Genomic DNA, 22256 nt, shown 5'->3' with positions numbered 1-22256 from the left:
GGCAATCACTTTGGAGGATTTAGAAATGACTTAGTCTTATTGTCGATATAGTTCCGAATCACCTCGGCTCGCTCGGAACTGCTCAGTATGTATGCAGGGTCCAGCGGTTGACCTTTGTACGTCGTCCACTCCCCCGGCATCTTAGCTCCCTTTGACGAATTGAAGGTCGCGGGGAGACCTTCTGTATTCACCGGGTCGTTGAGAACAGAACTTTGTTGCTCCAAGGTAAGCTGATCGAACCCCGGTCGCTGCTTGATCCATTTTTTCGGAACAACATGATCGACTGCCAGAGTACCTTCAGCAGGTACTGTTTCGCCCGTAAGCGGATTGGTGTATGTCCCCGTCGCATTTGCGTTTTCACGCATTGCGGCATTCGGAGAGGTGACTGAGCTTTGCTGCTTCCCACCGCTACTTTCAGCTGATGAAGCCCCTCCACCATTGTTCGACAGAATAGCATTCGAGGGCGGAGTGCGATCAGTTGCACCGAGCGCGGCGTTTGCGGCTTGACTTGTGATCGAATTGACCATTGCCATCCCGGGACCGGCCAGCGGAGGCTCGCCGCCCTTCGAACCCAGGACTGTGTTAACCCCGTTCGCTACGCCCTGTGCGATCAGCTTGTCGGGAGATTGCGAAATCTTGTCCTGAGCGTCACGCTTCATCAGCGTGCCGAACTGGTTGACGGCTGAATCGACTGCGGTGCCGATCGCATCACTGACCGGATTTCTTTTATTCATGATCCTGGTCTACTCGCGATTCACCCGATCCGCTCTCACGGACATCGAACATCGCACGAAACCAGATCGATCAGCGTCAACAATTGTTAAGCGTCGTCGATATATGACGAGTATGAGTTTTCCAGGAATCTCTTTCGTATCCGTCCCAGCGATCAGTACGCCGCCCGGCAATCCCGATCCGCAGCCCAGGCGGCCTATTCGATCATCCGCAAAGACGATTGGTATGGGTTACGACAATCCGATTACTGCTGCTCACTAAACCTCCAAAAACCACCTGTCGGAATTACGAGGATCCGATATACCGCCCCTTATTCGGAATACTTAGCGTGCCAACCGACCCGATGGAACAGAGCCGAAAAATGAACCGACGTCCATTGCACGACCGGCTCATCGTGAAACGGCTCGACCAGGAAACCTCCACCCGCACCGACTCACACGCCGTGCCCGCCACCGGATCGGGCTGTCACCTTGCTTTCACGAATGCGATCTAGCGTGACGAAACGCGTCGGCCACACACTCTGGCTCTTCGCGCTTATGAAAGCCGTTGCCGGGTTTTCAACCGCATGAGAGCCGTCTGCATTCATTCACGCGTAACGCGACCACTTCCGGCGCGGTTTCGGTACGATGTTCGCATCGCGTTTTTCGCCGTATCGAATCGCGCGATCCTTTCCATTTGACGGACAAACAAGAATTTTCGTAAAAATGATGACCAAACATTCGCGAAATATTTACTTGCCCATGCTTCTGTCGATTCCGCTGCTGCTGACCACATCGCCAGCGCATGCGCAGACGTCCCTGAGCATTTCATGCACGTCGACCACCGGTAACGGGACGTGCACGGCGTCGGTCGGTGCACCGTGGACGAACACGCCGCTCCATTGGCAAGCAACCGATGTCTCGATGACGATTCTCAACAACACGAGCGTCAGCTTCTCGTGCGTCGCCAACTTTCACCCGGGCCATATTTCCGTCATGCCGAGTATTTCGGACGGGAATACCAACATCCCGACGGTTGCCACGATTCAGCTGAGCTGTTGACGACCGACGTCGCGCCGTCGCGCGATATTGGACAGGGAACGATGCATCGGCGATGCCCCTGCGGTATCGCCGATGCACACGCTGCCTGCACGTCACACCACCGGATCGACCACCGTAACCGGCACCCCACGCGCCTCGATATCGCGCCCCGCGAGCAGACACAGATCCTCGCGATGATGCGCGGCCACTACCTGCACGCCCACCGGCACGCCGTTCGCGAGCGACGTCGTGACGGCCAGCCCCGGCAGCCCCATCGCGGGCAGCGCGCGCAACGTGAGCTGCGCTTCCCACACGCGGTCGAAGCCGTCCGCCCCTTGCCGGTCGAGATCGTCGGGGAACGGCAGTTCCGACGAAACAGGCAGCAGCAACACCGCATATTCGTCGAGAAACAGCCGCCACTGCCGCGTCAGCGTCGTGCGCCGGACCAGCGCGCGGCTGATCACGTCGGCCGGCAGGTCGCGCACCTTGCCGCGCACGGCGGCGATCACCGCCGCCGCCCCCGGATCGCCGTCCTGCTCGACCGCGTTCGCCAGCGCGCCGAACCCGTCGCCGAGCCACAGCTGTTCCTGCAACAACGCAGCCTCGCGCATCGGCGGCGTATCGTCGATCTCGTCGACGGTCCAGCCCGCATCGACGAGCCGGCGCGCGGCATCGCGCAGCGCAGACTCGACTTCGGGCACGACCTCCAGCCCGCGCGGACGCACGCACAGCGCCGCGCGCTTCGGCACCGCGCGCCCGTCGAACGGCACCGCGACGTGCCACGGATCGCGCGGGTCCGGCGCGGAGAAAGCACGCAGCGCCAGCGAGAGATCGTCGATCGTGCGCGCGATCGGCCCGGCCGTCGACATCAGTTGCGCGCCGATCGCACGCTCCGGCGACGACGCGTTGAACGCCGGCACGCGGCCGAGCGACGGCCGGATTCCGTGGACGCCGCACGCATAGGCCGGGTAGCGCACCGAGCCGCCGATGTCGGTGCCGAGCGCGAGCGGGCCGATCCCGGCGGCCACGGCCGCCGCCGCGCCGCCGCTCGATCCGCCCGGCGTCAGCGACGGATTGCGCGGGTTGCGCGTGCGGCCGTGCACGAGATTCGACGTGAACCAGCGCAATGCGAACGTCGGCGAATTGGTGCGGCCGAGCAGCACCCCGCCGGCTTTCCGAATGTTGGCGACCACCGGGCTGTCGGCGGGCGCGATCAGGTTTTCCTGCAGGCGTGTGCCGTTGGTCGTCGCAAAGCCGGCCTGATCGACGTTGATCTTCACGGTGACGGGTACGCCCGCGAGCGGCCCCGGATCGTCGCCGCGCGCGATTGCGCGATCGACTTCGTCGGCCTGCCGCCGCACGTCGTCGGGACGGTGTTCGACGACCGCGTTGATCGCCGGATTCACGGCATCGAGACGATCGAGCACGGCGTCCGCCACTTCGCGCGCGGATACGTCGCGCTGACGCACGCGTTTCGCGAGTTCGGTTGCCGACAGTTGCCAGAGTTGCGTCATGACTTCTCCTCGGTGGAAAGACATCGCCATCACTCGCGCGCCGCGCCTCCTCACGAAAGCGCGGCGCCGCATTCGCTCACTGCGTAGCCTGCTTCGCGCGCTCGGCGGCGGCGATGATCGCGTCGGCCACGGCCTTCGGCTGGCTCAGCATCACGACGTGGCTGGCGTTCACGCGCGCGACCGTCGCGCCGATCCGCTTCGCCATCGCTTCCTGAAGCGTCGGGTCGATCATCCGATCCTGCGTCGCGACGACGAACGTCGACGGCTTCGCATGCCATGCGGCCTGCGCGACCTTCTCGGAGATGCACCCGCTATACCACGGCCCCTGGGTCGCCGCAACGATGCGCTGCTGCGCGGGCGGCAGATCCGGCGCGAAATCCTGCGCGATCGCCTTGTCCGACAGCCGCGCGAAGCCGCCTGCGTCCTTGCGCAACTCGCCGGCCCATGACGGCGCCGGCAGGCCCTGCGTGACGTCCGCAATCGACTGGCCGTTGTCGGGCGCGAACGCCGCGACGTATACGAGCGACTTCACCTTGTCGTCGTTGCCCGCGTCGCTGATCACGACGCCGGCCCACGAATGACCGACCAGCACGACCGGCCCCTTCTGCTCGTCGATCGTGCGCTTCGCCGCGGCCGCATCGTCGGCGAGCGAGCTCAGCGGATTCTGCACCGACACCACGTGCAGCCCGCGCGCCTCGAGCAGCGGAATCACGCGGTTCCAGCTCGACCCGTCGGCGAACGCGCCGTGCACGAGCACGACGTTGGTGCCCTTCAGGTCTTCCTTCGGCGCGGCCTGCGCCGCGACCGCACCGAACAGTCCGCCGATCATCGCGGCGGATACCAGAACGCGTTTCATCAAACCGGCCATCGTCATGCTCCTTTCCTTGTCGTGTCGTTGAAGTGAAGTACTGCGTGAGCGGCCGCGCCTGCCTGTCGCTGGCGCGGCGCGGCATCACGAATGCGCGTACAGGTCGTCGGCGGCGTTGCGTGCGGTACGCGACTGCGCTGCGTCGCGATGGCCGGCCGGCGTCGACGCGTCGGCCACGTTGTCGCCTTGCGACTTCGACGGGCCGTTCTGGTCCGAACGCGCGACTTGCTCGGCAGCCGCGACGGCGTTCTGTGCGGCGGCGATATCGTCCGGGTAATGTGCTTCGCTGCCGGCCGGGTTGTAGCCGGCCTTCTCGAGACGGATGAGGTCCGCGCGCACTTCGGCACGCGTGAGGCCGTGGCCGGTATCGGCGAACGACAACGCGGGTGCGACGGCGAGGACGGCAACGGCGAGGATTCGAGCGGCTTTCATGCGATTTCTCCTTGATGGAAGTTGGGGTGTCGATCACTGGGTGTCCGGCGCGAACGTCTGGCACCGAACGTTTGCTGCATGTCGACAGTAGAACCCGCGCACGTATCCGGCATGTTTCCGGAACAGGGCTTTCTGCATGCCAGTTTTTCAAAGAAGGCCGCAGATACAGTGCGATACAAACCCGCTTGCCGATGCGCTCCACCGCTCCCGCGCACCACGAAAAAAGGCGTGCCTCGCAGGGCACGCCTTTCCGTCACCTTCGCACCGCCGTGTCACGTCACGGCGCGAGCCGCGTGAACACGTAATCGTGATTCTTCACCCGCGCCTGATGGCACGCAAAGCACGTCTGATGCTGGCCGATGTCGGCCGGCACGCCGTTGATGAAGCGCCCGAACCCCCAGCCGCCCGTCGCGGCGTAGCGGCGCGAGTCCTTCACCATCACCTGCACGGTCGTCGCCTGGCCGGGCACCGTCGCGGGCGCGAACTCGTCGGACTGCTTGCGCTTGTACGCAAGCTTCACGAGGATCGTGCCGTCCGGGAACGGCAGCGTCGCCTGTTCGAGTGCGCGGATCGCGACCGGGTTGCCGAGCACCACGCGCAATTCGTCGAGCGGTGCGGCCTCTTCGGCCGGCGCGACCATCTCCCATTTCCGGTAGCCGGGCGGAATCGTCACGCCGTAGATCGGCGATGCGGCCGCAGCCGGCTTCGGCTGTTCCGCGAATGCGGCCGGGCCGCTGGCCGACCACGCGCCGGCCAGCAGCGCGCCCGCGACGAGCGCGCGACGCGCGCCGCGCCGCCACACCTCCACGCCGGCCCGCATCACAGATGCTCCACTTGCAGGATCGCGTCGGCGAACGCCTGCGGCGCTTCCTGCGGCAGGTTGTGGCCGATGCCGCCGGCGATGGTCCGGTGCTGGTACTTGCCGGTGAACTTCTTCGCGTACGCGGCCGGCTCCGGATGCGGCGCACCGTTCGCATCGCCTTCCATCGTGATCGTCGGCACGGTGATCGCGGGCCCGGCCGCGAGACGACGCTCGATGTCGTCGTATTGTGCTTCGCCCTTGGCCAGGCCGAGCCGCCAGCGATAGTTGTGGATCACCACGGCCACGTGATCGGGATTCCGGAACGATGCGGCCGAGCGCGCATAAGTCTCGTCGGAGAACTGCCACTTCGGCGACGCGAGCTGCCAGATCAGCTTGTTGAATGCATCGCGATTCTGCGCGTAGCCGAGTTCGCCGCGCTCGGTCGTGAAGTAGAACTGATACCACCACTGGAATTCGGCCTGCGGCGGCAGCGGCTTGGCGTTCGCCGCCTGGCTGCCGATCAGGTAGCCGCTCACCGATACCAGCGCCTTCACGCGCTGCGGCCACAGCGCCGCGATGATGTCGGCCGTGCGCGCGCCCCAGTCGTAGCCGCCGAACACCGCGCGGTCGATCTTCAGCGCATCCATCAGCGCGACGATGTCGACGGCCGTCACGGCCTGCTGGCCGTTGCGCACCGTGTCGGCCGAGCGGAACGTCGTCGAGCCGTAGCCGCGCAGGTACGGCACGATCACGCGATAGCCGGCCGCGACGAGCAGCGGCGCGACTTCCGCGTAGCTGTAGATGTCGTACGGCCAGCCATGCAGCAGGAACACGACGGGGCCGTCCTTCGGGCCGAGATCCGCATACCCGACATTCAGCACGCCCGCATCGATCTGGTGGATCGTGCCCAGCGACGCAACGCCGGCCGGGCGCTTTGCCGCGGGCGAATCGGGCGCCGACTGCGCTCGCGCCAGCGCGCTAAAGCCGAGGTCGGCCAGGCTCAGGCTGGCCAGCGTCGAGCCCAGGATCAGGCGGCGGCGGGTGTTCAAGGTATCAGGCATGACTCGTTCTCCAGTGTCGATCGCTAGGGAAAGGGCCCGCGGCACGTGCGGGCAATCGGGGGCGCCGTTCGCAGCGGCAGCGCATGGCACCGCGCCGCCGTGTGAATCGCTTCACCGGTTTTATATCCGAACCGTCCGGAGGCTTTGTATCCCAACGTATCCGTGTGCGAATACGACACATGGCGATTCAAAAAACAGCGACACGTCGTAGCGTTCGAAGTGACGCACGTTGGCCCGAGCGCCCCAATCATCCACCGTCGCCTCGCCGAATGGCCGGTTCAGGCGGTCGTCGAGTCAACGACCGATCGTGCGGTCGCCCTGCTCAATCTCGGATCAAGAGGGCACGAAGCAGCGCAGGCAGCACCAGCAACACCAGCGGCAACTGAGCGATGAGTCCGGAGATGATTGCAACGGCAAGGGGCTGCTGCATCGCAGCCCCTTGGCCGAGTGCGAACGCAAGCGGCAGCAACGCGAGAATCGCCGCAATCGTCGTCATCGCGATCGGCCGCAGTCGATTGCGGCCGGCTGTCAGCAGTGCGGCCGCCGGCGCCATTCCTTCATCCCTCACGAGCGCCTGAAACTCCGACACATAGAAGATCGCGACCTCGGTCACGATGCCGACGATCATCGTCATCCCCATCATTGCGGAAATGTTCAGCTCGATGCCAGTCACCCACAAGCCGATGAATACCGCGCCGGTCGCGCATAGCGGCATCGCCATCACCGCCAACGCGACGCGGAACCGCTCGTAGAGGAACAACAGCAACCCGAAAACCAGCGCGACGGCCGCGCCGAACACGGCGATGAGGCCTCGAAACGCGATTTGCTGCTGCTGATACAGGCCGCCGAGTTCGTAATAGACGCCGGGCGGCAGCAGGTTCGCGTCGCCAAGGGCGCGCTGCACGTCGCCAATCGTCGAACCGAGGTCGCGCCCATCGATCCGCGCGGTCACGGCCACCATCCGCTTCAGGTTGTCCCGGCTGATCTCCGGCTGGCCGCTTATCGTGATGCGATCGGTCACGCGATCGAGCGGGAACAGATGGCCATCGGGCGCGCGAATCTGCATTGCGCCGAGCCCGGTGCCGTTCATTCCAGCCGCATCCGCCACCCGCACGCGCACGCCGACCGTCTTGGGTCCTTGCTGGTATTGCGTCGCGACGCTCCCTTCGAGCAGGTTCGACACCTGTTGTGCGATCGACTGCGGATCCATGCCTTCGGCGGCCGCCGCGTCCGGACGGATATGCAGGTCGAGCGCGTCGCCCGCCGGATTGATGCCGTCGGCGACGTCGACGATGCCCTGGATCTTCCCGATACGCGCGGCCACCCGGTGCGCGGTCGCCTCGAGCACAGCCGGATCGTCCGAATAGATCTTGATCTGCACGGGCTGCGGCACCGCGGTCAGGTCGCCGATCAGGTCTTCCATCAGTTGAGCAAGTTCGACGTTCACGCCGGGCACATTCGCCTCGATCTTCGAACGGACCTCCCCCATCACGGTGTCGATCGGCTCGCGCGAGCCCGACTTCAGCCGTACGAAGAAGTCGCCCTTGTTCGGCTCGTTGAGGTCGCCGCCAAGACCTGCGCCAGTGCGGCGGGAATAGGTCGCGACGTTCGGATTGTCCCGAATGATCGTTTCGACCTCTCGCATCAGCCTGTCCGTTTCGGTGATCGACGTGCCAGGCGCCGTGTGGTAATCGAGCACGAACCCGCCCTCGTCCATCGATGGCATGAACCCGCTGCCGACGCGCGTGAACGCAAGCGCAGCCACGATCAGCAGCGGCGCCACGCTCGCAAGCGCAAGCACCGGCTTTCGGCTGACCCGCTCGACGAGCACGGCATAACGCGCATTCAGCCAGCGTGCAAGACGCGACTCACGGGGCTCTTCGGCATCGGCCGGCTTAAGCCAGTGATCGCACAGAATCGGAATCGCGAGCCAGCTCACGAGGAACGAAATGAACAGCGCACTCGCCATCGTGATCGACAGCGCCTTGAAGAACGCACCCGTCACCCCCGACAGGAACGCAAGCGGCACGAAAATGATCAGCGTTGCGGCCGACGATCCGGCAAGCGGCCGGGTGAATTCGAGCGCCGCGCTCATCACACGGCCGTGGAACGCGTGCGCACGGGCCTCCCGCATACGTCGCGCGATGTGCTCGATCATGACGATCGCATCGTCGATCACGAGCCCGACCGCCGCTGCCATCCCGCCGAGCGTCATGATGTTGAAGCCCATGCCGAACACGTCGAGCAGCAGGATCGTCGCGCTCATCACGACCGGCACGATCGCGACCGCGATCGCGGTCATCTTCCAGTTGCGCAGGAAAACGAAGAGCGTGAGCGCGGCGAGCACGACACCGATCAGGATCGCGTCGCGCACGCTCGACGCAGATGCGATCACGAGCTGGCTCTGGTCGTACCAGTTGGCGAGGCGTGCGCCGGCCGGCATCTGCGTCTGGAAGCCGGCAAGTTTCGCGCGAATCGCCGCCGCCATCGCGACGCTGTTCGCGCCAGGCTGCTGGAACACGTTGACGAGTACCGCGTCCTGCCCGTCGGCCGTCACGCGGATCCACTGCGGGACGGTGCCGCGCGACACGGTCGCGACGTCACCCACGCGCACCTGACTCCCGCCCACCGACGACACGACCGCGTCGCGTAACGTATCGAGCGACGTGATCGTCGTATCGGCGATGACGAGATACAGCTTGTAGTGATCCTCGATTCGTCCGGTCGCCATCAGCACATTGCCCGCGCCGATCGCCTTCGACACGTCCTCGACCGACAGCTTGTACGCGGCAAGCCGCGCCGGGTCGATCGCGACCTGCAGCTCGTCTTGCGCGCCGCCCGTCACCTCGACACGCGCCACGCCGTCAACCGACGACAGCAGTGGCCGCAGCTGGAATTGCGCCAGATCGCGCAATTGCGACAGTGACTGCCGCGACGAAGTAAGGCTATAGGCAAGCACGGGGAACACGGTCGGATCCATCCGTTTCACCTGCATCGACGTGCCGGCCGGCAGCGACGACAGGATTTCGGCGATAGCCGATTGCGCCTGCAGCGTCGCTTTCGCCATGTCGGTGCCCCAATCGAAGTTCAGCGAAATCTCGGCGGACCCACGGCTGGTTTTCGATTCCACATCGCGCACGCCCGGCACGCGTCGAAGCGCCTCCTCGACGGGCATCGTCACCAGCGTCGCCATCTGCTCGGCCGGCCGGTCGCCCGCGTCGAGCAATACCACCGCGCGCGGGAACGACACGTTCGGGAACAGGGAGATCGGCAGCCGAAAAGCCGTCAGCGCGCCGGCGATCGCGAGCAGCGCGATGACGAACAGCAGCGAGCGCCGGTGGCGCTGCATCCATTGCCCGAAATTCATGGGTGCGCGCCCCCGGCAAGCCGCACCGTCATCCCGTCCTGCAATTCGTAGTTGCCGGTTACGACGAGTGGTTCCGCCGCGTTCAGCGGCCCGTCCACGCCGTAGCGGTCGCCGCTCTCGACACGCACCGCGACGTCGACGCGCTGCGCCGCGTGCTTCGGCGTGACCTGGAATACGTAAGCGCCCTTCGCATCGCGCAGCACCGCGGAACGCGGCACCACCCACCAGGTGCCGGTCTGCGTCGCGATATCGGCACTCACGCGGGTGCCGGGGATGAACGCGGTACCGCCGAGCGGCACGTTCGCCCCCACGTTCACCAGCTGGCTCTGCGGATCGATCGACGCCCCGGCGACGACGACCTGTCCGGTCGGATGCGCGTGCGCGAGCGCGGTCGACAGGCCGTGCAACACGACGGCGTCGCCCGCGCGGATCGACGCGGCGGCCGACGGATCGACTCCGAGCATGACGTTGGCCTGAGGGCTCGACGCACCGGTGCTCGTCGCAAGCTGCACGATCGTCGCGCCAGACTGTATCTGGTCGCCGGGAAGCGCCGCGAGTTGCGATACGACGCCCGCGAACGGTGCCGTGATCGTCACGTCGCCGCCATGTATCCCCATCTGCCGCTGCGCGGCCTGCACCTGCTGCGCATCGTCGAGCGCCTTCTGCGCGGCGGCGAGCTGCGACTGCGTCGCGAGGCCGTCGTCATAGAGCGACCGGATGCGTGCGAGTTCGCCGCGCGCCAGCGTCAGCGCGCTCGCCGCCTGCGCTGCGGCCAACACGGCAGCGGGGTCGGCCTGCACGACGACGATCGGTGCTCCGCGGGCGACCGTCTGACCGGGCAGCACGAGCACCTTGCGAATGCGTGCGGTGTAGGGCAGGTTCACCGACGTGACGCTCGCCGACGACGTGGCGACGATGCCATACGCACGCACCTGCTGCGAGATCGGCGCACGCTGCACGCGCACGGTCTCGACCGCGGCAGTCACGGGCTCGTCGGCCCGTGCGAGGCCGGCGCGGGGTGCGAGCATTGCAAGCGCGGCGGCCAATGCTGCCACTTGGGGACGTGTAAGGAGACTCAGGACTGCTGGCATGGGATCAACGCTGGGTGGAATCGATGGAAACGGAGGAAAAGGCATCGGGCACGGCGCTACCGAGCAAGGCCTGCAGGCCGATGCGTTGCTCGGCCAGCGCATCGCGCTGCGTCGCGGCATCGATCTGTTTCGTCAGTACGGCAAGCTGAGCGTCGGTGTATTGCCCAAGCGCAATGTCGTGCGCGTCGTACGCGTGCTGCGCATGCGCGGCGGCCTGCTCTAGTGCGGGCAGCGCGGCCTCGTCTTGCGCCAGTTGTTCCGTGGCGAGCCGGGCATCGGCGCGCAGGTGCGCGATGTCCGCATAGGCGGTGTTCATACGGACCTGGTATTCGTCGCCGAGCCGCCGCCGGGTCGCCTGCTCGATCGCGACGTTGCCGCGATTGCGGTTGAAGATCGGCAAGCTCAGCGCGATCTGGAAACCGGTCGTATAGATGCCGGATGTGTCGCGCGCACGATTGAAGCCGACGTTCAGGCTCGGAAACTGGTTCAGGATCGCCGCGCGATACTTCTGCTCTTGTGCGTCGTAGCCCGCCTGCAGTGCGATCAGGTCGGGACGCCGCTGCGGCAGCGCGGCCACCGCCGCGTCCAGTGTCGCGTCGGTGAGCGGCATCAACCGGTCGGTGCCGGCGAGCCGCAAGGTGACATCCGGCGCGAGGCCCAGCAGCGCATTCAGGTCGTGATGCGTCAGTTCGCGCGCGCGGAGCATGTCGTCATACTGCTTGCTAGCGTCACTGTAAGTTGTCGACGCTACGCTCACCACGTCGTCCGTCACGTTGCCCGCCTGCCGGGCATGCGCGAGCCGCTGGTAGCGCGTCGCGTCGAGATCGCGCGCCTGCGCGAGCAGCGGCAACACCGCGTCTTCATACCGTGCCTTCGTGTAGAGCTGCTTCGCTTGCGCGACGACCTGCCATTCCTGCCACAGCAGCCCGAGGTCCGTCTTGCGGACGGTCGCGTCCGCGGATCGCTTGTTCGCGTTGCGCGTGACGATCGCCATGACGTCCATGCTCAGCCCGTAGTTGAACGCGCGTTCGAGCCCGGCCGCGCCCGGGAAGTCACTCGACACCGACAGTTGCGGATCGGGCAGCAGTCCCGCCGAAAATGCCTGGGCGCGCGCGATCCCGAGGTCATCGCGTGCGAGCTTCAGGTCGGGATTGTTCGCGACCGCGATCATCGCGACGTCCTCGATGTCGAAGCCATCGGACGGATCGAATCGATGTGCGGCCAGCTCCGGAAGCGGCATCTTCCCGGAATCGATATTCAGCCTGGCGAGTGCGTCGCTACCCGTCAGCGTCGCATGCGAAATCAGCGGTTGCGGGTGATAGGTCGTGCAGCCAACGAGCGCGACGACAGACGCGATTGCACACGCGGCAATCGTACGTACGATGCGTGCCGGCCTGATCGGTGATGAGCGAAGCACCTTGCGGCTCCCTGTTTGGTCGTCGTCAAAACGTCATCCCGGCGTGCCGGAACGCTGATCCGCCGATTGTGTCCGCGAACGGCTTAAGGAATGGTTAAGTGTCGGATGAACGGAATTCGATCGGGTTACCGGCGGGGTGCTCGCTTTGTCGGCGACGCAGCGCATGAATGTGTGCGCTCCACTGACGGTGACATCGGCAGCGCGATTACGCCGAACGCCGAACGGGCGACGCAATCGCGCAAGCATGCTTGTATCGGCGCAAAAAGCGAACCACGCCGTCAATGGTGTCGAGCGGTCGAACTCGTCGAAACGGGGGGACGCACTGCGGCACTGCCCTCGACTGCTCCTGTTGCATCGGCGCCGTAGCCCGCCGATGCGGACTCGTCGATCTTCCTTTCCGCCGCCTGAATATCCTCCGGATATTGGTTGGATTTGCGGGACGGATAGTAGCCGGCGTGTTCGAGCTGAACGATTTGCGCGCGCGCCTCCGCTCGGGTGACGTGCGATTGGCCCGATTGTGCGAATGCAAAAGCGGGAACGATCAGCGCAATGGCACTAGCCATGGTGACGAGCTTTTTCATGACGTGACACTCCTTCGAAGTCGACCGCCCCGGAACCATTCCGGCGACGCGACAGGAGTCATCATGCTCGTTCGAACTTTAACCACAGGTTAACGCGCACGGACATCGAAGAACTTTGTAACAGTCGGAAAACACGGCAAATGCGGCACTTGCGAGCGATCTCCCGGACAAGAAGATGCCGATGCGCGTCGGCAGCTCGCAGACTGCGAACGTACGCTCGACGCGAGCGTCAGCGACGATCACTTTCCAGGCATATGAATCTGGCGGACACGCGGTTTGCGCAGGCATTGCTGACGGTTACCCGACAACGAACGCGAGCCGCGCAACGGGCCGGCCCGCATTCGTCCTGCCACCCCGCTTACGCGCGCCGCAACGGCCGGAACCCGGCACGCACTTCACGCGCGAACAACTCCGGCTCCTCCCATGCCGCGAAGTGGCCGCCCTTGTCGACTTCGTTGAAGTAGATCAGGTTGTGATAACTGCGCTCGGCCCAACTGCGCGGCGCCTGGTAGATCTCGCCCGGAAACACCGTGATCGCCGCCGGCAACGAGATGTCCACCGCGTTGAAGTTGTTCGAGTGATCCTCCCAGTAGATCTGCGCGGCCGACGTCGCGGTGTTCGTCAGCCAGTACAACGAAATGTCGTCGAGGATCTCGTCGCGCGGAATCGAGCGTTCGGGCACGCCGCCGCTGTAGGTCCACTGCGAGATCTTGTCGTACATCCACGCAGCCTGCCCGGACGGCGAATCCGCAAGCGCATAGCCGACCGTCTGCGGCCGCGTGACCATCATCGCCGAGTAGCCGCAGTTGTCGCGATAGAACGTCGCCAGCTTCTCGTACGCGGCCCTCTCCTTCGGCGACAGCGAAGCCGGCGCGGGCGCATCGGTCGCGAGCAGCGTCGCGATGTCCGGCGGCACCGTCGCCGGCATGTTGACGTGAATGCCGGCCAGGCCCTGCACGCGCTGCATCGCCATTCGATGCGAGATCACGGAGCCGCAGTCGCCGCCCTGCGACACGAAGCGCGTATAGCCGAGCCGCGCCATCAGCTCGCCCCACGCACGCGCGATATGGTCGGAACCCCAGCCGGTCTTCGTCGGCCGCCCCGAAAAACCGAAGCCCGGCAGCGACGGCACGACGACGTGGAACGCGTCGTCCGCGCTCGCGCCGTGCGCGGTCGGGTCGGTCAGCGGGCCGATCGCCTTCAGCAGCTCGAAGATCGAACCGGGCCAGCCGTGCGTCATGATCATCGGCATCGCGTTCTCGTGCCGCGACCGCACGTGAATGAAATGAATGTCGAGCCCGTCGATTTCCGTGATGAACATCGGGAAACCGTTCAGACGCGCCTCGCCCTTGCGCCAGTCGTAGTCGGTGCCCCAGTAGCGCAGCAGCGCCTGCATGCGCGCGAGCCGCACGCCCTGCGATTCGTCGGCGACGGTCTCGCGACCCGGCCAGCGCGTCGCGGCGATACGACGGCGCAGGTCGGCCACGGCTTCGTCGGGAATGTGCGCGGTGAACGGGCGTATGCCGCTCGCGCCGGTCGCGGCATGCAGCGCGGTGGGCAGCATCGCCGAGACCCCGGCGGCCACGGAAGTGGCCAGCAGGTGGCGACGCATCGGGGAAAACGGTGTGGAAGACATCGTTCGGCATCTCCTTTCGTGAAGTGGAAAGTGAACATGCCGCGCGCGGGATCGCGCCTCGGCTTTCAATCCGGCGCGCCCTGGCCACGCGGCGTCGCCCATTTGAAAGGTCCGATGTATCCCGGATTTGTCTGATTTGTACGCGTTTGTAGCGGCTGCTGCACGGCGGGCGAACCCGCTTTCGCGGCCCGCGCGCCCGTGTGCCGCTCAGAGCGCCTTGACGATCGCGCCGTCGACGCGAATGTTCTGCCCGGTGATGTAGCCCGCGCCGTCCGACAGCAGGAACGCGACCGTCTTCGCGATCTCGCCGGTCTTGCCGAAGCGGCCGGCCGGAATGCGCGCGACGATCTCCGGCGTTTCCGGCCAGCTGTCGATGAAGCCCGGCAGCACCGCGTTCATCCGGATGTTCTCGGCCGCATAGCGTTCCGCGTACAGGCGCGTCCATGCGCTCAGCGCCGCGCGCAACGCCGACGACACGGGCATCGGCTGCTCGGGCGCGTCCGCCGCGAAGCTCGAGATGTTGACCACCGCGCCGCCGCCCTGCTTCTGGAAGATCGGCGTCACGCGGCGCATCACGCGCACCACGTTCAGCAGGATCAGGTCGAGCCCCGCATGCCAGTCGTCGTCGGTGATCGCCAGCAGTTCGCCCTTCGGCGGATGGCCGGTGTTGTTCACGACCGCGTCGATTCGGCCATAACGCGCGACCGCTTCCTGCACGAGCCGGTCGATATCGGCTTCTTCCGTCACCGAGCCCTCGATGCCGAAGCCGCCCAGTTCCTCGCCGAGCGCCACCGCGCTGCCCGACGGCGACATCAGCGCGACGCGATAGCCGGTCGCCGCCAGTTCCCGCGCGATCGCCGCGCCCATGCCCTTGCCCGCCGCCGTGATCAACGCCACTTTTTCTACAGTCACGATCCGCTCCTTGCTCTCGTTCCGCCGTCGCGCAGCCGCCATTCGGCGCGCCATGGTGGTAATGTAGGCGCATCGCTTCCGACTGTCGAACCAGTATTTCTGCCGCCAGCCGATAGTTTTTCTACAGCATGACGATGCCGCCACGCCCTTCCCGCCTGCCGCCGCTGAATGCGCTTCGTGCGTTCGAAGTGTCCGCGCGGCACCTCACTTTCCGCGCCGCCGCCGACGAGATCGGCGTCACGCAGGGCGCCGTCGCGCAGCAGGTGCGTCATCTCGAGGACGTGCTCGGCCTGAAGCTGTTCGAGCGCCTGCCGCGCGGCCTCGCGCTCACGCACGACGGCGCCGCGTATTTCTCCGACGTGCAGCGCGCGCTGCACGCGATCGCCGACGCGACCGACAAGCTCGTGAAACGGCGCGCCGCGCTGACGATCAGCACGACGCCGTCGTTCGCGTCGAAGTGGCTGATCCCGCGGCTCGCGCAGTTCACCGACGCGCACCCCGACTACGACGTGCGCGTGATCGCCGACCCGCAGATCGCGACGTTTCGCCACGACGGCGTCGATCTCGCGATCCGCTATGGCAAGCCGCCGTTCGGCAAGCATCTCGCCGCTCATGCGCTGTTTCCGCTCGACGTGTATGCGGTATGCAGCCCGTCCGTGCTGAGCGCGCCGGCTTCGCCGCGTGCGCTCGCCGGCCAGGTGCTGCTGCACGACGCGCACGATCTGTGGCCCGCGTTCCTCGCGGCGATGCCCGAACCGGTCGACGTCGATCCGCACAAGGGGCTGCGCTTCAACCAGACGTCGCTCGCGATCGATGCGGCCGTCGCCGGCCAGGGCATCGCGCTCGCGACCGAGCCGCTCGTCGAGCGCGACATCGCCGCCGGACGGCTGTGCAAGCCGTTCGACTTCGCGTTTCCGCTGTCGATGGGGTTCTATCTCGTGTATCCGGCCGAGCGCCGCGACGACGACGCGATCGCGGTAATGCGCGAATGGATGATCCGGGCCGCGTCGGACGGGCGGCCTTGAACGGCGCGAGCGCGCCGGCTTCGCGTCAGGGCGCGATCCAGCGGGCCTCGTAGCCGCTTTCGCTCAGGTCGAATACCGCTCGACGATGGCCGGCGCGCGCGAGTTCGAGCCAGTCGATGCGCGTGACCGTCATGTGGATCAGGCAGAAGTTTTCGTAGCCTTCGCCGGTGAGTGCGGCGCCGTCGACATGCGCGACTTCGGGCGACGCGACCGGCGTACCGGGCGGCAACGGCGCGCGATACAGCAGCAACGTATGCGGGCGGCTCGCTCGCCAGATCGCACGCCGTTGCGCTTCGTCGTCACAGATCGACGCAACGCCTTCCGCGCGAATCTGCACGAGCGCATCGAGATCGCCGGCGACGATCGAGATACGCGGATCGCGACGCAACTCCGCCACCTTCGCCGAACGCGCATCGGTATGAAACGACAGCACGCGCTCGGTGCGATTCACCTGACGCAATACGATCGTCCGGACCTTCGGCGCGCCATCGAGGCCGAGCGTCGCCGCCTGCAACATCGTGAACGGCGAGCGCGACACGCGCACGCCGGATTCGAGGCAGGACCACAGCCGGTCATAGGTTTGCGCGAGCGATTCGGAAGTCGAGTCGGACATGAGGCAGCGGCGATCGTCGGTGTGTCGATCGCGCAAGCTTAACCGTTCGTGTCGGCGACCGCTCGCATGCGATGCGCCGCCGCGCGTGCGCCGCTCAGTTGTAGCCGAGCACGACCGGCGCCGCATCGCCGGCATCGGTCGCCGGTTCCGCGCCGAAGCGGCCGAGCACGTCGGCCACATATTGCGGCCCCGCGCCGATCTGCGTCGAGCGATGCGTGGCCGGCCGTTCTTCTCCGGCGGCCGATGCTGCGCCCGTCGATGTCGTTTCGTTGACGGTGATCGTCATGTCGATGTCTCCTCACGCGGCCAACGCCGCACCATACGCGCGCACGAGGCGCGCGACGCCTTCCCCGATCGCATCGACGTCCGGCGCGGCGAACGACAGGCGCAGCGACGCTGCGTCGACGTTGTCCGCGAAGAACGCCTTGCCGGGCACGAACACGATCCTGTTGGCGATCGCCTGCTGCAGCAGCACGTCCGACGGCACCGCGCCGATCCGCGCCCACACGAACATCCCGCCTTCGGGACGATGGAATGCGATCGCATCGCCGAAACCGTCGCGCAGCGCGTCGCACATCGCGTCGCATTTGCGCCGGTACGCGGCCGCGATGCGCGGCAGATGGCGTTCGAGCGCGCCGTCGGCCAGGTATTCGGCGGCGGTGGCCTGCGTCCACGGCGCGCTGCACAGATCGACCGTCTGCTTCGCGATCACGCAGCGCCGCGCGATTTCGGCCGGCGCGATCGTCCAGCCCACGCGCAGCCCCGGCGCGACGATCTTCGACAGGCTCGCGAAATGCACGATCCAGTCGCGTGCGCCGTCCACTTCGGCGGCCAGCGCGAGCATCGACGGCACGGCTTCGCCCGCGAAACGCAGGTCGCCGTACGGATCGTCCTCGACGATCAGGAAACGGTATTGCACCGCGAGACGCAGCAGCTTCAGCCGGCGTTCGCGCGTGAGCGTCGCACCTGTCGGGTTCGCGAAGGTCGGGACCGTGTAGAGCAGCTTCGGCTGCGCGATCGCGCCGGACGCGAGTCCTTCGCCGAGACGATCGACGTCGAGCCCTTCGCCGTCGACGGGGATCGTCACGATGCGCGCCTGTTGCAAGCGCATCGCCTGCAGCGTGGCCGGGTAGGCCGGCTGTTCGGTCAGCACGACGTCGCCGGGCGACACCATCACGCGCAGCAGCAGGTCGAGCCCTTGCTGCGACCCGGTCGTGACGAGCAGCTCGGCCGGCGTACAGGCGACGCCGCGCCGCGCCATCAGCGCGATCAGTTGCTGCTTCAGTTCGGCGAGGCCGTCGGTCGGGCCGTATTGCAGGCAGCGAACGGGCTGCGCGTATGCGCGTTCGGCGGCCGCATTCAGACCGTCGACATCGAACAGGTCGCTGGCCGGGTAACCGCCCGCGAAGGAAATCATGCCCGGTTCGGACAGGTACTTGAACAACTCGCGGATCGGCGAGCCGGCAGGGTTTTGGAATGAGGGCGTGAACGCGTACATGTCGTCGTGAGCGGGTGGGCACGGCCGGCCGGGATAGCCGCCGCGTGCCGGCCGCCAAGGCGCTTCTGGCGCCGCGGCGGTGAATTCGAGCCACGATTGTCGATAGTCATTAAGGGCTCGGCAAACGATATCTATGCACTAGGTCTTGCGGTTTGGTCATCAAATGGGGGGCGGCGGGCGTTCGATCCGGCGGCGGGCATTGCCGACGCTCACGCGACGCGCCGATCACGCATTCCCGCGCACGTCCTGCATCGCGGCTTCCGCCGCCTGGATTCCCGAAAACATCGCCGTGGGCACGCCATACCCCGGGAACGTCGTTTGTCCTCCGAGATAGAGGCCGCGCAGCCCTGCCCGATGCGGAAAGAATTTGTCGGGCGCCGTACCCGGGGCAACGCCGTACAGCGCGCCTTCGTACACATGCCGTTCGCTCGCGAAATCCCGCGGATCCGCCACGCGGACGGTTTCGACGCACAGGCCGGGAAAATGCGCCTGTATCGCGGTGAGATAGTCGTCGACCGCAGCCTGTGTCATCGCGCGCGTCCACTCCGATACGGAGCGGATACCCGTCGCCGGCGCATACAGTTCCAGCACCGCCTTGCCGTTCGGCGCAAGCTCCGGCAACACCAGCGACGGACAGGTATAGGCGAGCCAGTGCGGTATGCCTGGAGTCGATACATGCAGCGCCGCCTGCTGCCGCATCGCGGGCACATGATTGGTCATGAACCCGCGTGGCAGTCTGGCGCCCGAGCAACCGACCTGAATCGAAATCGCCCGATGCGACAGTGGCGCCGTGCGCGCCCTGTGCGCGAGCCGCCGTGGCACCGCGCGGTCGGGCAACAGGTGCTGAACCACTTCGAAACCCGAACAGGTCGCCACGACGCAATCGGTCGAAATGCGCTCGCCGTCAGTCAGCACGATACCGCGGACCGCCCCGTTCTCCACGACGATTTCGCGTACATGGGCGCCGAACCGGATCGGCACCGAGCGCCTGGACAGCTCGCGCGTCATCGCCGAACTGATCGCGCCCATGCCTGCACGCGGCAGATGGAATCCCTCCTCCAGCATGGCAATGAGGCCGATGATCTGCGTCGCCGGAAGGCGGTCGGGGCCTTGCCCGGTGTAGAGCAGGGTCGACGCAACCGCCGACTGCAGGTCAGCATCGGCAAAGTGCGCCTCGATCAGACGGCTGGCATGCCCGCTCATGCGGGGCAGGTAACGCCATAGCTTGCTCAACGTCCGTAGTAGCGAAGGCTCGTACGGCAACACTTCATCGACCAGCGTGCGGTAGGCGGGCCCCCATTGCTGCCGGAGCCTGCCGAGGCCGTCGCGCAGTTGCCGTGTCCTCGAATCCGCGCGATCGCCTTCCACATACGACGTGTCGGCACTGGACAGATGAACGGCCGTTCCATTGTCCAGATGCGTGACGTGCGGGCGCTCGATGGCCACCATCGGCACCTCGCGATCGAAGTCGAGGCCGAGACGCCGGAAAGACGCGCGAATCAGCGACGGCACCGCGACATACATCGCGCCGTTGTTGAACGTGAAGCCGTCAGCCGTCGTGGTCGAACAGCAGCCGCCTGCTTCGTCCGATGCCTCCACGATGACGACAGGCCTGTCAGTGCGCGCCAGCATCAGCGCAGCAGCCAGGCCGGCGAGGCCGGCGCCGATGACGACGGCGGGCCGCTCGTCATTGCTCGCCATACGATCCCTCACGCAACGATTCGCGAGCGCCCGGAAACGTATGATTCACGCGCCAGTTGCCGTCCTTCCGGATCAGCCGGACCGAATTGAGGCCCAGCGGATCGGGCGCAATCCCCCGCATGCGCGACCACATCTCGACCCAGACCGGCGTGCACGTCACGGCGATCACGTATGGATCGTCCGGCCCGCCGGGAAACCACGTCAGCAGCGACTCTTTCCAGATGCGTCGTTTCAACGCGGAGTCGGCGGAAACCGCCGGAGCGGTTCCGAGCGTCACGTATCCACGGTCGGCCATGCTGAGGAAGGACAGACTGATCGCACTTCCCCGGCTGATCTCCAGCGCCTTGCGCGTTCTCGAGTCGGTCATGAAACGAATCGTGAGGTCGCTTCCGATTTCCAGGATCTCGACGACCCTAGCGTTGATCTGACCGGCGGCGTCGCTCGAAGACACGAAACAGAGCGCGCAATGACTGACGATTTCATGGGCGTGTTGAAAGAGCTGGTCGGCATTCATGGTGATGTTGGACAGCGTTTCGTTTCGGGAAACTTCTCTAAAACCATGGAAATCCGGCAATCGGGCGTGCGCCGACGCCGCTTTCACGAAAGCGGCTGGCGGATGACCATGTCTCGACGCTCACTTTCGTCGAATCAACGGATGTGACCGCATGCAGTCCCGCGCCAAGCGCGAACACGGCCACGAAAACCCAGCTCAAGCGCGTTCCGGCAAACAGCACCGGCTGCGCAATCGCCCTCAGCAACCAGAATCCGGTTCCCGCCAGCGCGAGCGGGCCTCGGGTTCGCGTTTCGGTCAGGAAGAGCGACACCGCATAGACAATGAACACGTAACTCAACATCACGTTGAGGGTCTGGGTGATGCCCCGATTGAGTCTCCCGCTTTTCTCGAGAGATATTGGCCAGTTGAACCAGCGCCAGAAGGTCACATGGAACAACGCGAAGCCAAGGTCATACATCGCGCTGAGCAAGGGCGATAGCGTGTGATGCATCGACGTCGATCCAATGGTGGGTGTTGAACATCGAAGGTCCCGCTTGGCGTCGGCCTGTCATGGCTGTCGACCGGCTATACAGGAAACCTCCCGATGCACTACGGGCAACTGTATACGTCGTGCATTATTTTGGCAATACGTGTCGGCAACGTTCTCCCGCTTTTCGATGCAAGCCGTTTCGCCGGACGTGGCGCGGCCTCACGGTCATTGCGGCCGTGATAGTGGTTGAAGATGCCTATGGGTATGAGTTGCGACGCGCGGGCAACGGCCACGCGAAGCCAGGATGTGGTCCGCCCCGCCTCAACGCGATGACCGCCCCGGAAACGGAAACGTGCTCAGCGAAGCCAAATCGGAATTCTCGCCGCAACCCGATCGAGCGTGGTGGGAGGCATCGAGATCGATCGCATGCCGTCATATCGATCCGACGCATCGAAGTAGATCAACTTGCCATCGCGAATCTCGATCGGCTCGTAGCCCGGTCGGCCGCCCCAGAAAACGAATGACAACCTGGTGGCCAACGTCGATCCGTGAGCATCGGCTACGACGATTTTGACCTGCTCATTTTGATCCGCGAAAAGGCCATCGCCGCGGCCACCGCTTCCGCAGATGTTCACGATGTAGGTCGTGCCGTCGACTTGTTTGATACCGCCATTCAGCTTGGCGTTGTAATTGAAGCGCCGGCAATCGGTATCGTCGGTCATGATCCCGCGAAAGCCGAACACGTAGGCTAACGTCAAAAAGCCGAGCGTGACGATCGCCAGGCCTACGCGCCTCACCCGGCTGAAACGGTTGAAATTTCTGACAAACCGGTACAGATAGAGCACGAAGATGAACGACGTGATGGCGAAGATCGCTCCCTTCGTATTCAAGAGCGAAAAAAGCGTGATCGCGTTCCTCACGTCGAGCGGCACGAACAGCCAGCCGATTGCGACAATCAGGCAGATAGCGACCATGGAGGAGGCCACCTTGAGGGCGGTCATGGC

The 22256-nt window shown here is 65.5% G+C and carries 21 protein-coding genes; 2 read left to right on the top strand and 19 right to left on the bottom strand.

Annotation, left to right across the window (positions count from 1 at the left end; all coding sequences use genetic code 11):
- Positions 1 to 5: 5 nt before the first annotated feature.
- Complete coding sequence (locus WS96_RS33485) at positions 6 to 734, bottom strand: hypothetical protein (protein WP_156443555.1); 729 nt, start codon at positions 732 to 734, stop codon at positions 6 to 8.
- Positions 735 to 1436: 702 nt separating this feature from the next.
- Between WS96_RS33485 and WS96_RS02505 the strand changes: the two genes are divergently transcribed.
- Positions 1437 to 1772, top strand: a complete 336-nt coding sequence (locus WS96_RS02505) for a hypothetical protein (RefSeq protein WP_156443554.1) — start codon at positions 1437 to 1439, stop codon at positions 1770 to 1772.
- 92 nt (positions 1773 to 1864) lie between these two features.
- Here the strand turns inward: WS96_RS02505 and WS96_RS02500 are convergent, their stop codons facing one another.
- The 11 genes from WS96_RS02500 to WS96_RS02450 all read right to left on the bottom strand — a co-directional run bounded on the left by WS96_RS02500 (position 1865) and on the right by WS96_RS02450 (position 15432).
- The gene (locus WS96_RS02500) at positions 1865 to 3265 is read right to left on the bottom strand and encodes an amidase family protein (protein ID WP_059830389.1); all 1401 of its coding nucleotides are present in this window, start codon (positions 3263 to 3265) and stop codon (positions 1865 to 1867) included.
- Positions 3266 to 3341: 76 nt separating this feature from the next.
- Positions 3342 to 4133 carry an alpha/beta fold hydrolase gene (locus WS96_RS02495; RefSeq protein ID WP_059830624.1) on the bottom strand — a complete coding sequence of 264 codons (792 nt, stop codon included), beginning with the start codon at positions 4131 to 4133 and terminating at the stop codon, positions 3342 to 3344.
- A gap of 84 nt (positions 4134 to 4217) precedes the next feature.
- Positions 4218 to 4565 carry a DUF4148 domain-containing protein gene (locus WS96_RS02490; RefSeq protein WP_034205513.1) on the bottom strand — a complete coding sequence of 116 codons (348 nt, stop codon included), beginning with the start codon at positions 4563 to 4565 and terminating at the stop codon, positions 4218 to 4220.
- 277 nt (positions 4566 to 4842) lie between these two features.
- Complete coding sequence (locus WS96_RS02485) at positions 4843 to 5385, bottom strand: cytochrome P460 family protein (protein ID WP_059828045.1); 543 nt, start codon at positions 5383 to 5385, stop codon at positions 4843 to 4845.
- Positions 5385 to 6428, bottom strand: a complete 1044-nt coding sequence (locus WS96_RS02480) for an alpha/beta fold hydrolase (protein WP_059830387.1) — start codon at positions 6426 to 6428, stop codon at positions 5385 to 5387. Before WS96_RS02480 ends, WS96_RS02485 begins: the two co-directional genes overlap by 1 nt.
- A 322-nt stretch (positions 6429 to 6750) precedes the next feature.
- On the bottom strand, positions 6751 to 9795 hold the full coding sequence (locus WS96_RS02475) for an efflux RND transporter permease subunit (RefSeq protein WP_059830386.1): 3045 nt from the start codon (positions 9793 to 9795) through the stop codon (positions 6751 to 6753).
- Positions 9792 to 10823, bottom strand: coding sequence for an efflux RND transporter periplasmic adaptor subunit (locus WS96_RS02470; RefSeq protein WP_082720163.1), 1032 nt, complete (start codon positions 10821 to 10823; stop codon positions 9792 to 9794). The genes WS96_RS02475 and WS96_RS02470 overlap by 4 nt, the downstream gene beginning before the upstream one ends.
- A 67-nt stretch (positions 10824 to 10890) precedes the next feature.
- A complete protein-coding gene (locus WS96_RS02465; protein WP_257127921.1) occupies positions 10891 to 12126 on the bottom strand; it encodes a TolC family protein in 1236 nt (411 codons plus the stop codon).
- 455 nt (positions 12127 to 12581) lie between these two features.
- Positions 12582 to 12884: a DUF4148 domain-containing protein gene (locus tag WS96_RS02460; protein ID WP_059830383.1), complete on the bottom strand. Its 303-nt coding sequence runs from the start codon at positions 12882 to 12884 to the stop codon at positions 12582 to 12584.
- Positions 12885 to 13242: 358 nt separating this feature from the next.
- Entirely contained in the window at positions 13243 to 14520 is a 1278-nt protein-coding gene (locus WS96_RS02455) for an epoxide hydrolase family protein (protein ID WP_059830381.1), read from the bottom strand.
- 207 nt (positions 14521 to 14727) lie between these two features.
- A complete protein-coding gene (locus tag WS96_RS02450; protein WP_034206252.1) occupies positions 14728 to 15432 on the bottom strand; it encodes an SDR family oxidoreductase in 705 nt (234 codons plus the stop codon).
- A gap of 134 nt (positions 15433 to 15566) precedes the next feature.
- On the opposite strand from WS96_RS02450, the gene gcvA reads away from it, so the two are divergent.
- Positions 15567 to 16457 carry a transcriptional regulator GcvA gene (gene gcvA / locus WS96_RS02445; RefSeq protein WP_059830621.1) on the top strand — a complete coding sequence of 297 codons (891 nt, stop codon included), beginning with the start codon at positions 15567 to 15569 and terminating at the stop codon, positions 16455 to 16457.
- A 25-nt stretch (positions 16458 to 16482) separates the two neighbouring features.
- Here gcvA and WS96_RS02440 read toward each other — a convergent pair whose 3' ends face one another.
- The 7 genes from WS96_RS02440 to WS96_RS02410 form a co-directional block, all read right to left on the bottom strand.
- Positions 16483 to 17070 (bottom strand): pyridoxamine 5'-phosphate oxidase family protein, encoded by a 588-nt coding sequence (locus WS96_RS02440; RefSeq protein WP_059830379.1) that lies wholly within the window; start codon positions 17068 to 17070, stop codon positions 16483 to 16485.
- 94 nt (positions 17071 to 17164) lie between these two features.
- Entirely contained in the window at positions 17165 to 17356 is a 192-nt protein-coding gene (locus WS96_RS02435) for a hypothetical protein (protein ID WP_059830377.1), read from the bottom strand.
- A gap of 12 nt (positions 17357 to 17368) precedes the next feature.
- Positions 17369 to 18568, bottom strand: a complete 1200-nt coding sequence (locus WS96_RS02430) for an aminotransferase-like domain-containing protein (protein ID WP_059830376.1) — start codon at positions 18566 to 18568, stop codon at positions 17369 to 17371.
- Between the two features lie 225 nt (positions 18569 to 18793).
- Complete coding sequence (locus tag WS96_RS02425) at positions 18794 to 20269, bottom strand: phytoene desaturase family protein (RefSeq protein ID WP_059830374.1); 1476 nt, start codon at positions 20267 to 20269, stop codon at positions 18794 to 18796.
- Positions 20256 to 20783 carry a pyridoxamine 5'-phosphate oxidase family protein gene (locus WS96_RS02420; RefSeq protein WP_059830372.1) on the bottom strand — a complete coding sequence of 176 codons (528 nt, stop codon included), beginning with the start codon at positions 20781 to 20783 and terminating at the stop codon, positions 20256 to 20258. The genes WS96_RS02425 and WS96_RS02420 overlap by 14 nt, the downstream gene beginning before the upstream one ends.
- Before the next feature lie 37 nt (positions 20784 to 20820).
- Positions 20821 to 21273: a hypothetical protein gene (locus WS96_RS02415; protein WP_059830370.1), complete on the bottom strand. Its 453-nt coding sequence runs from the start codon at positions 21271 to 21273 to the stop codon at positions 20821 to 20823.
- A gap of 335 nt (positions 21274 to 21608) precedes the next feature.
- The gene (locus tag WS96_RS02410; protein ID WP_257127920.1) at positions 21609 to 22253 is read right to left on the bottom strand and encodes a hypothetical protein; all 645 of its coding nucleotides are present in this window, start codon (positions 22251 to 22253) and stop codon (positions 21609 to 21611) included.
- Positions 22254 to 22256: the final 3 nt, after the last annotated feature.

This window comes from Burkholderia sp. MSMB1835 (assembly GCF_001526365.1).
In the GTDB taxonomy this organism is placed as follows: Bacteria; Pseudomonadota; Gammaproteobacteria; order Burkholderiales; family Burkholderiaceae; genus Burkholderia.
The sequence above is the reverse complement of the archived record's forward strand: the minus strand, read 5'-3'. Positions and strand labels throughout refer to the sequence as shown.

Bases quoted from the DNA above. Each gene is read 5' to 3' on its own strand.
- WS96_RS02475 (WP_059830386.1), bottom strand. From the start codon at position 9,795: ATGAATTTCGGGCAATGGATGCAGCGCCACCGGCGCTCGCTGCTGTTC.
- WS96_RS02490 (WP_034205513.1), bottom strand. From the start codon at position 4,565: ATGAAAGCCGCTCGAATCCTCGCCGTTGCCGTCCTCGCCGTCGCACCC.
- WS96_RS02435 (WP_059830377.1), bottom strand. From the start codon at position 17,356: ATGACGATCACCGTCAACGAAACGACATCGACGGGCGCAGCATCGGCC.
- WS96_RS02465 (WP_257127921.1), bottom strand. From the start codon at position 12,126: ATGCCGCTTCCGGAGCTGGCCGCACATCGATTCGATCCGTCCGATGGC.
- WS96_RS02495 (WP_059830624.1), bottom strand. From the start codon at position 4,133: ATGGCCGGTTTGATGAAACGCGTTCTGGTATCCGCCGCGATGATCGGC.
- WS96_RS02455 (WP_059830381.1), bottom strand. From the start codon at position 14,520: ATGTCTTCCACACCGTTTTCCCCGATGCGTCGCCACCTGCTGGCCACT.
- WS96_RS02425 (WP_059830374.1), bottom strand. From the start codon at position 20,269: ATGGCGAGCAATGACGAGCGGCCCGCCGTCGTCATCGGCGCCGGCCTC.
- WS96_RS02485 (WP_059828045.1), bottom strand. From the start codon at position 5,385: ATGCGGGCCGGCGTGGAGGTGTGGCGGCGCGGCGCGCGTCGCGCGCTC.
- gcvA (WP_059830621.1), top strand. From the start codon at position 15,567: ATGCCGCCACGCCCTTCCCGCCTGCCGCCGCTGAATGCGCTTCGTGCG.
- WS96_RS02440 (WP_059830379.1), bottom strand. From the start codon at position 17,070: ATGTCCGACTCGACTTCCGAATCGCTCGCGCAAACCTATGACCGGCTG.
- WS96_RS02410 (WP_257127920.1), bottom strand. From the start codon at position 22,253: ATGACCGCCCTCAAGGTGGCCTCCTCCATGGTCGCTATCTGCCTGATT.
- WS96_RS02470 (WP_082720163.1), bottom strand. From the start codon at position 10,823: ATGCTCGCACCCCGCGCCGGCCTCGCACGGGCCGACGAGCCCGTGACT.
- WS96_RS02415 (WP_059830370.1), bottom strand. From the start codon at position 21,273: ATGCATCACACGCTATCGCCCTTGCTCAGCGCGATGTATGACCTTGGC.
- WS96_RS33485 (WP_156443555.1), bottom strand. From the start codon at position 734: ATGAATAAAAGAAATCCGGTCAGTGATGCGATCGGCACCGCAGTCGAT.
- WS96_RS02430 (WP_059830376.1), bottom strand. From the start codon at position 18,568: ATGTACGCGTTCACGCCCTCATTCCAAAACCCTGCCGGCTCGCCGATC.
- WS96_RS02420 (WP_059830372.1), bottom strand. From the start codon at position 20,783: ATGAATGCCGACCAGCTCTTTCAACACGCCCATGAAATCGTCAGTCAT.
- WS96_RS02500 (WP_059830389.1), bottom strand. From the start codon at position 3,265: ATGACGCAACTCTGGCAACTGTCGGCAACCGAACTCGCGAAACGCGTG.
- WS96_RS02480 (WP_059830387.1), bottom strand. From the start codon at position 6,428: ATGCCTGATACCTTGAACACCCGCCGCCGCCTGATCCTGGGCTCGACG.
- WS96_RS02460 (WP_059830383.1), bottom strand. From the start codon at position 12,884: ATGAAAAAGCTCGTCACCATGGCTAGTGCCATTGCGCTGATCGTTCCC.
- WS96_RS02505 (WP_156443554.1), top strand. From the start codon at position 1,437: ATGATGACCAAACATTCGCGAAATATTTACTTGCCCATGCTTCTGTCG.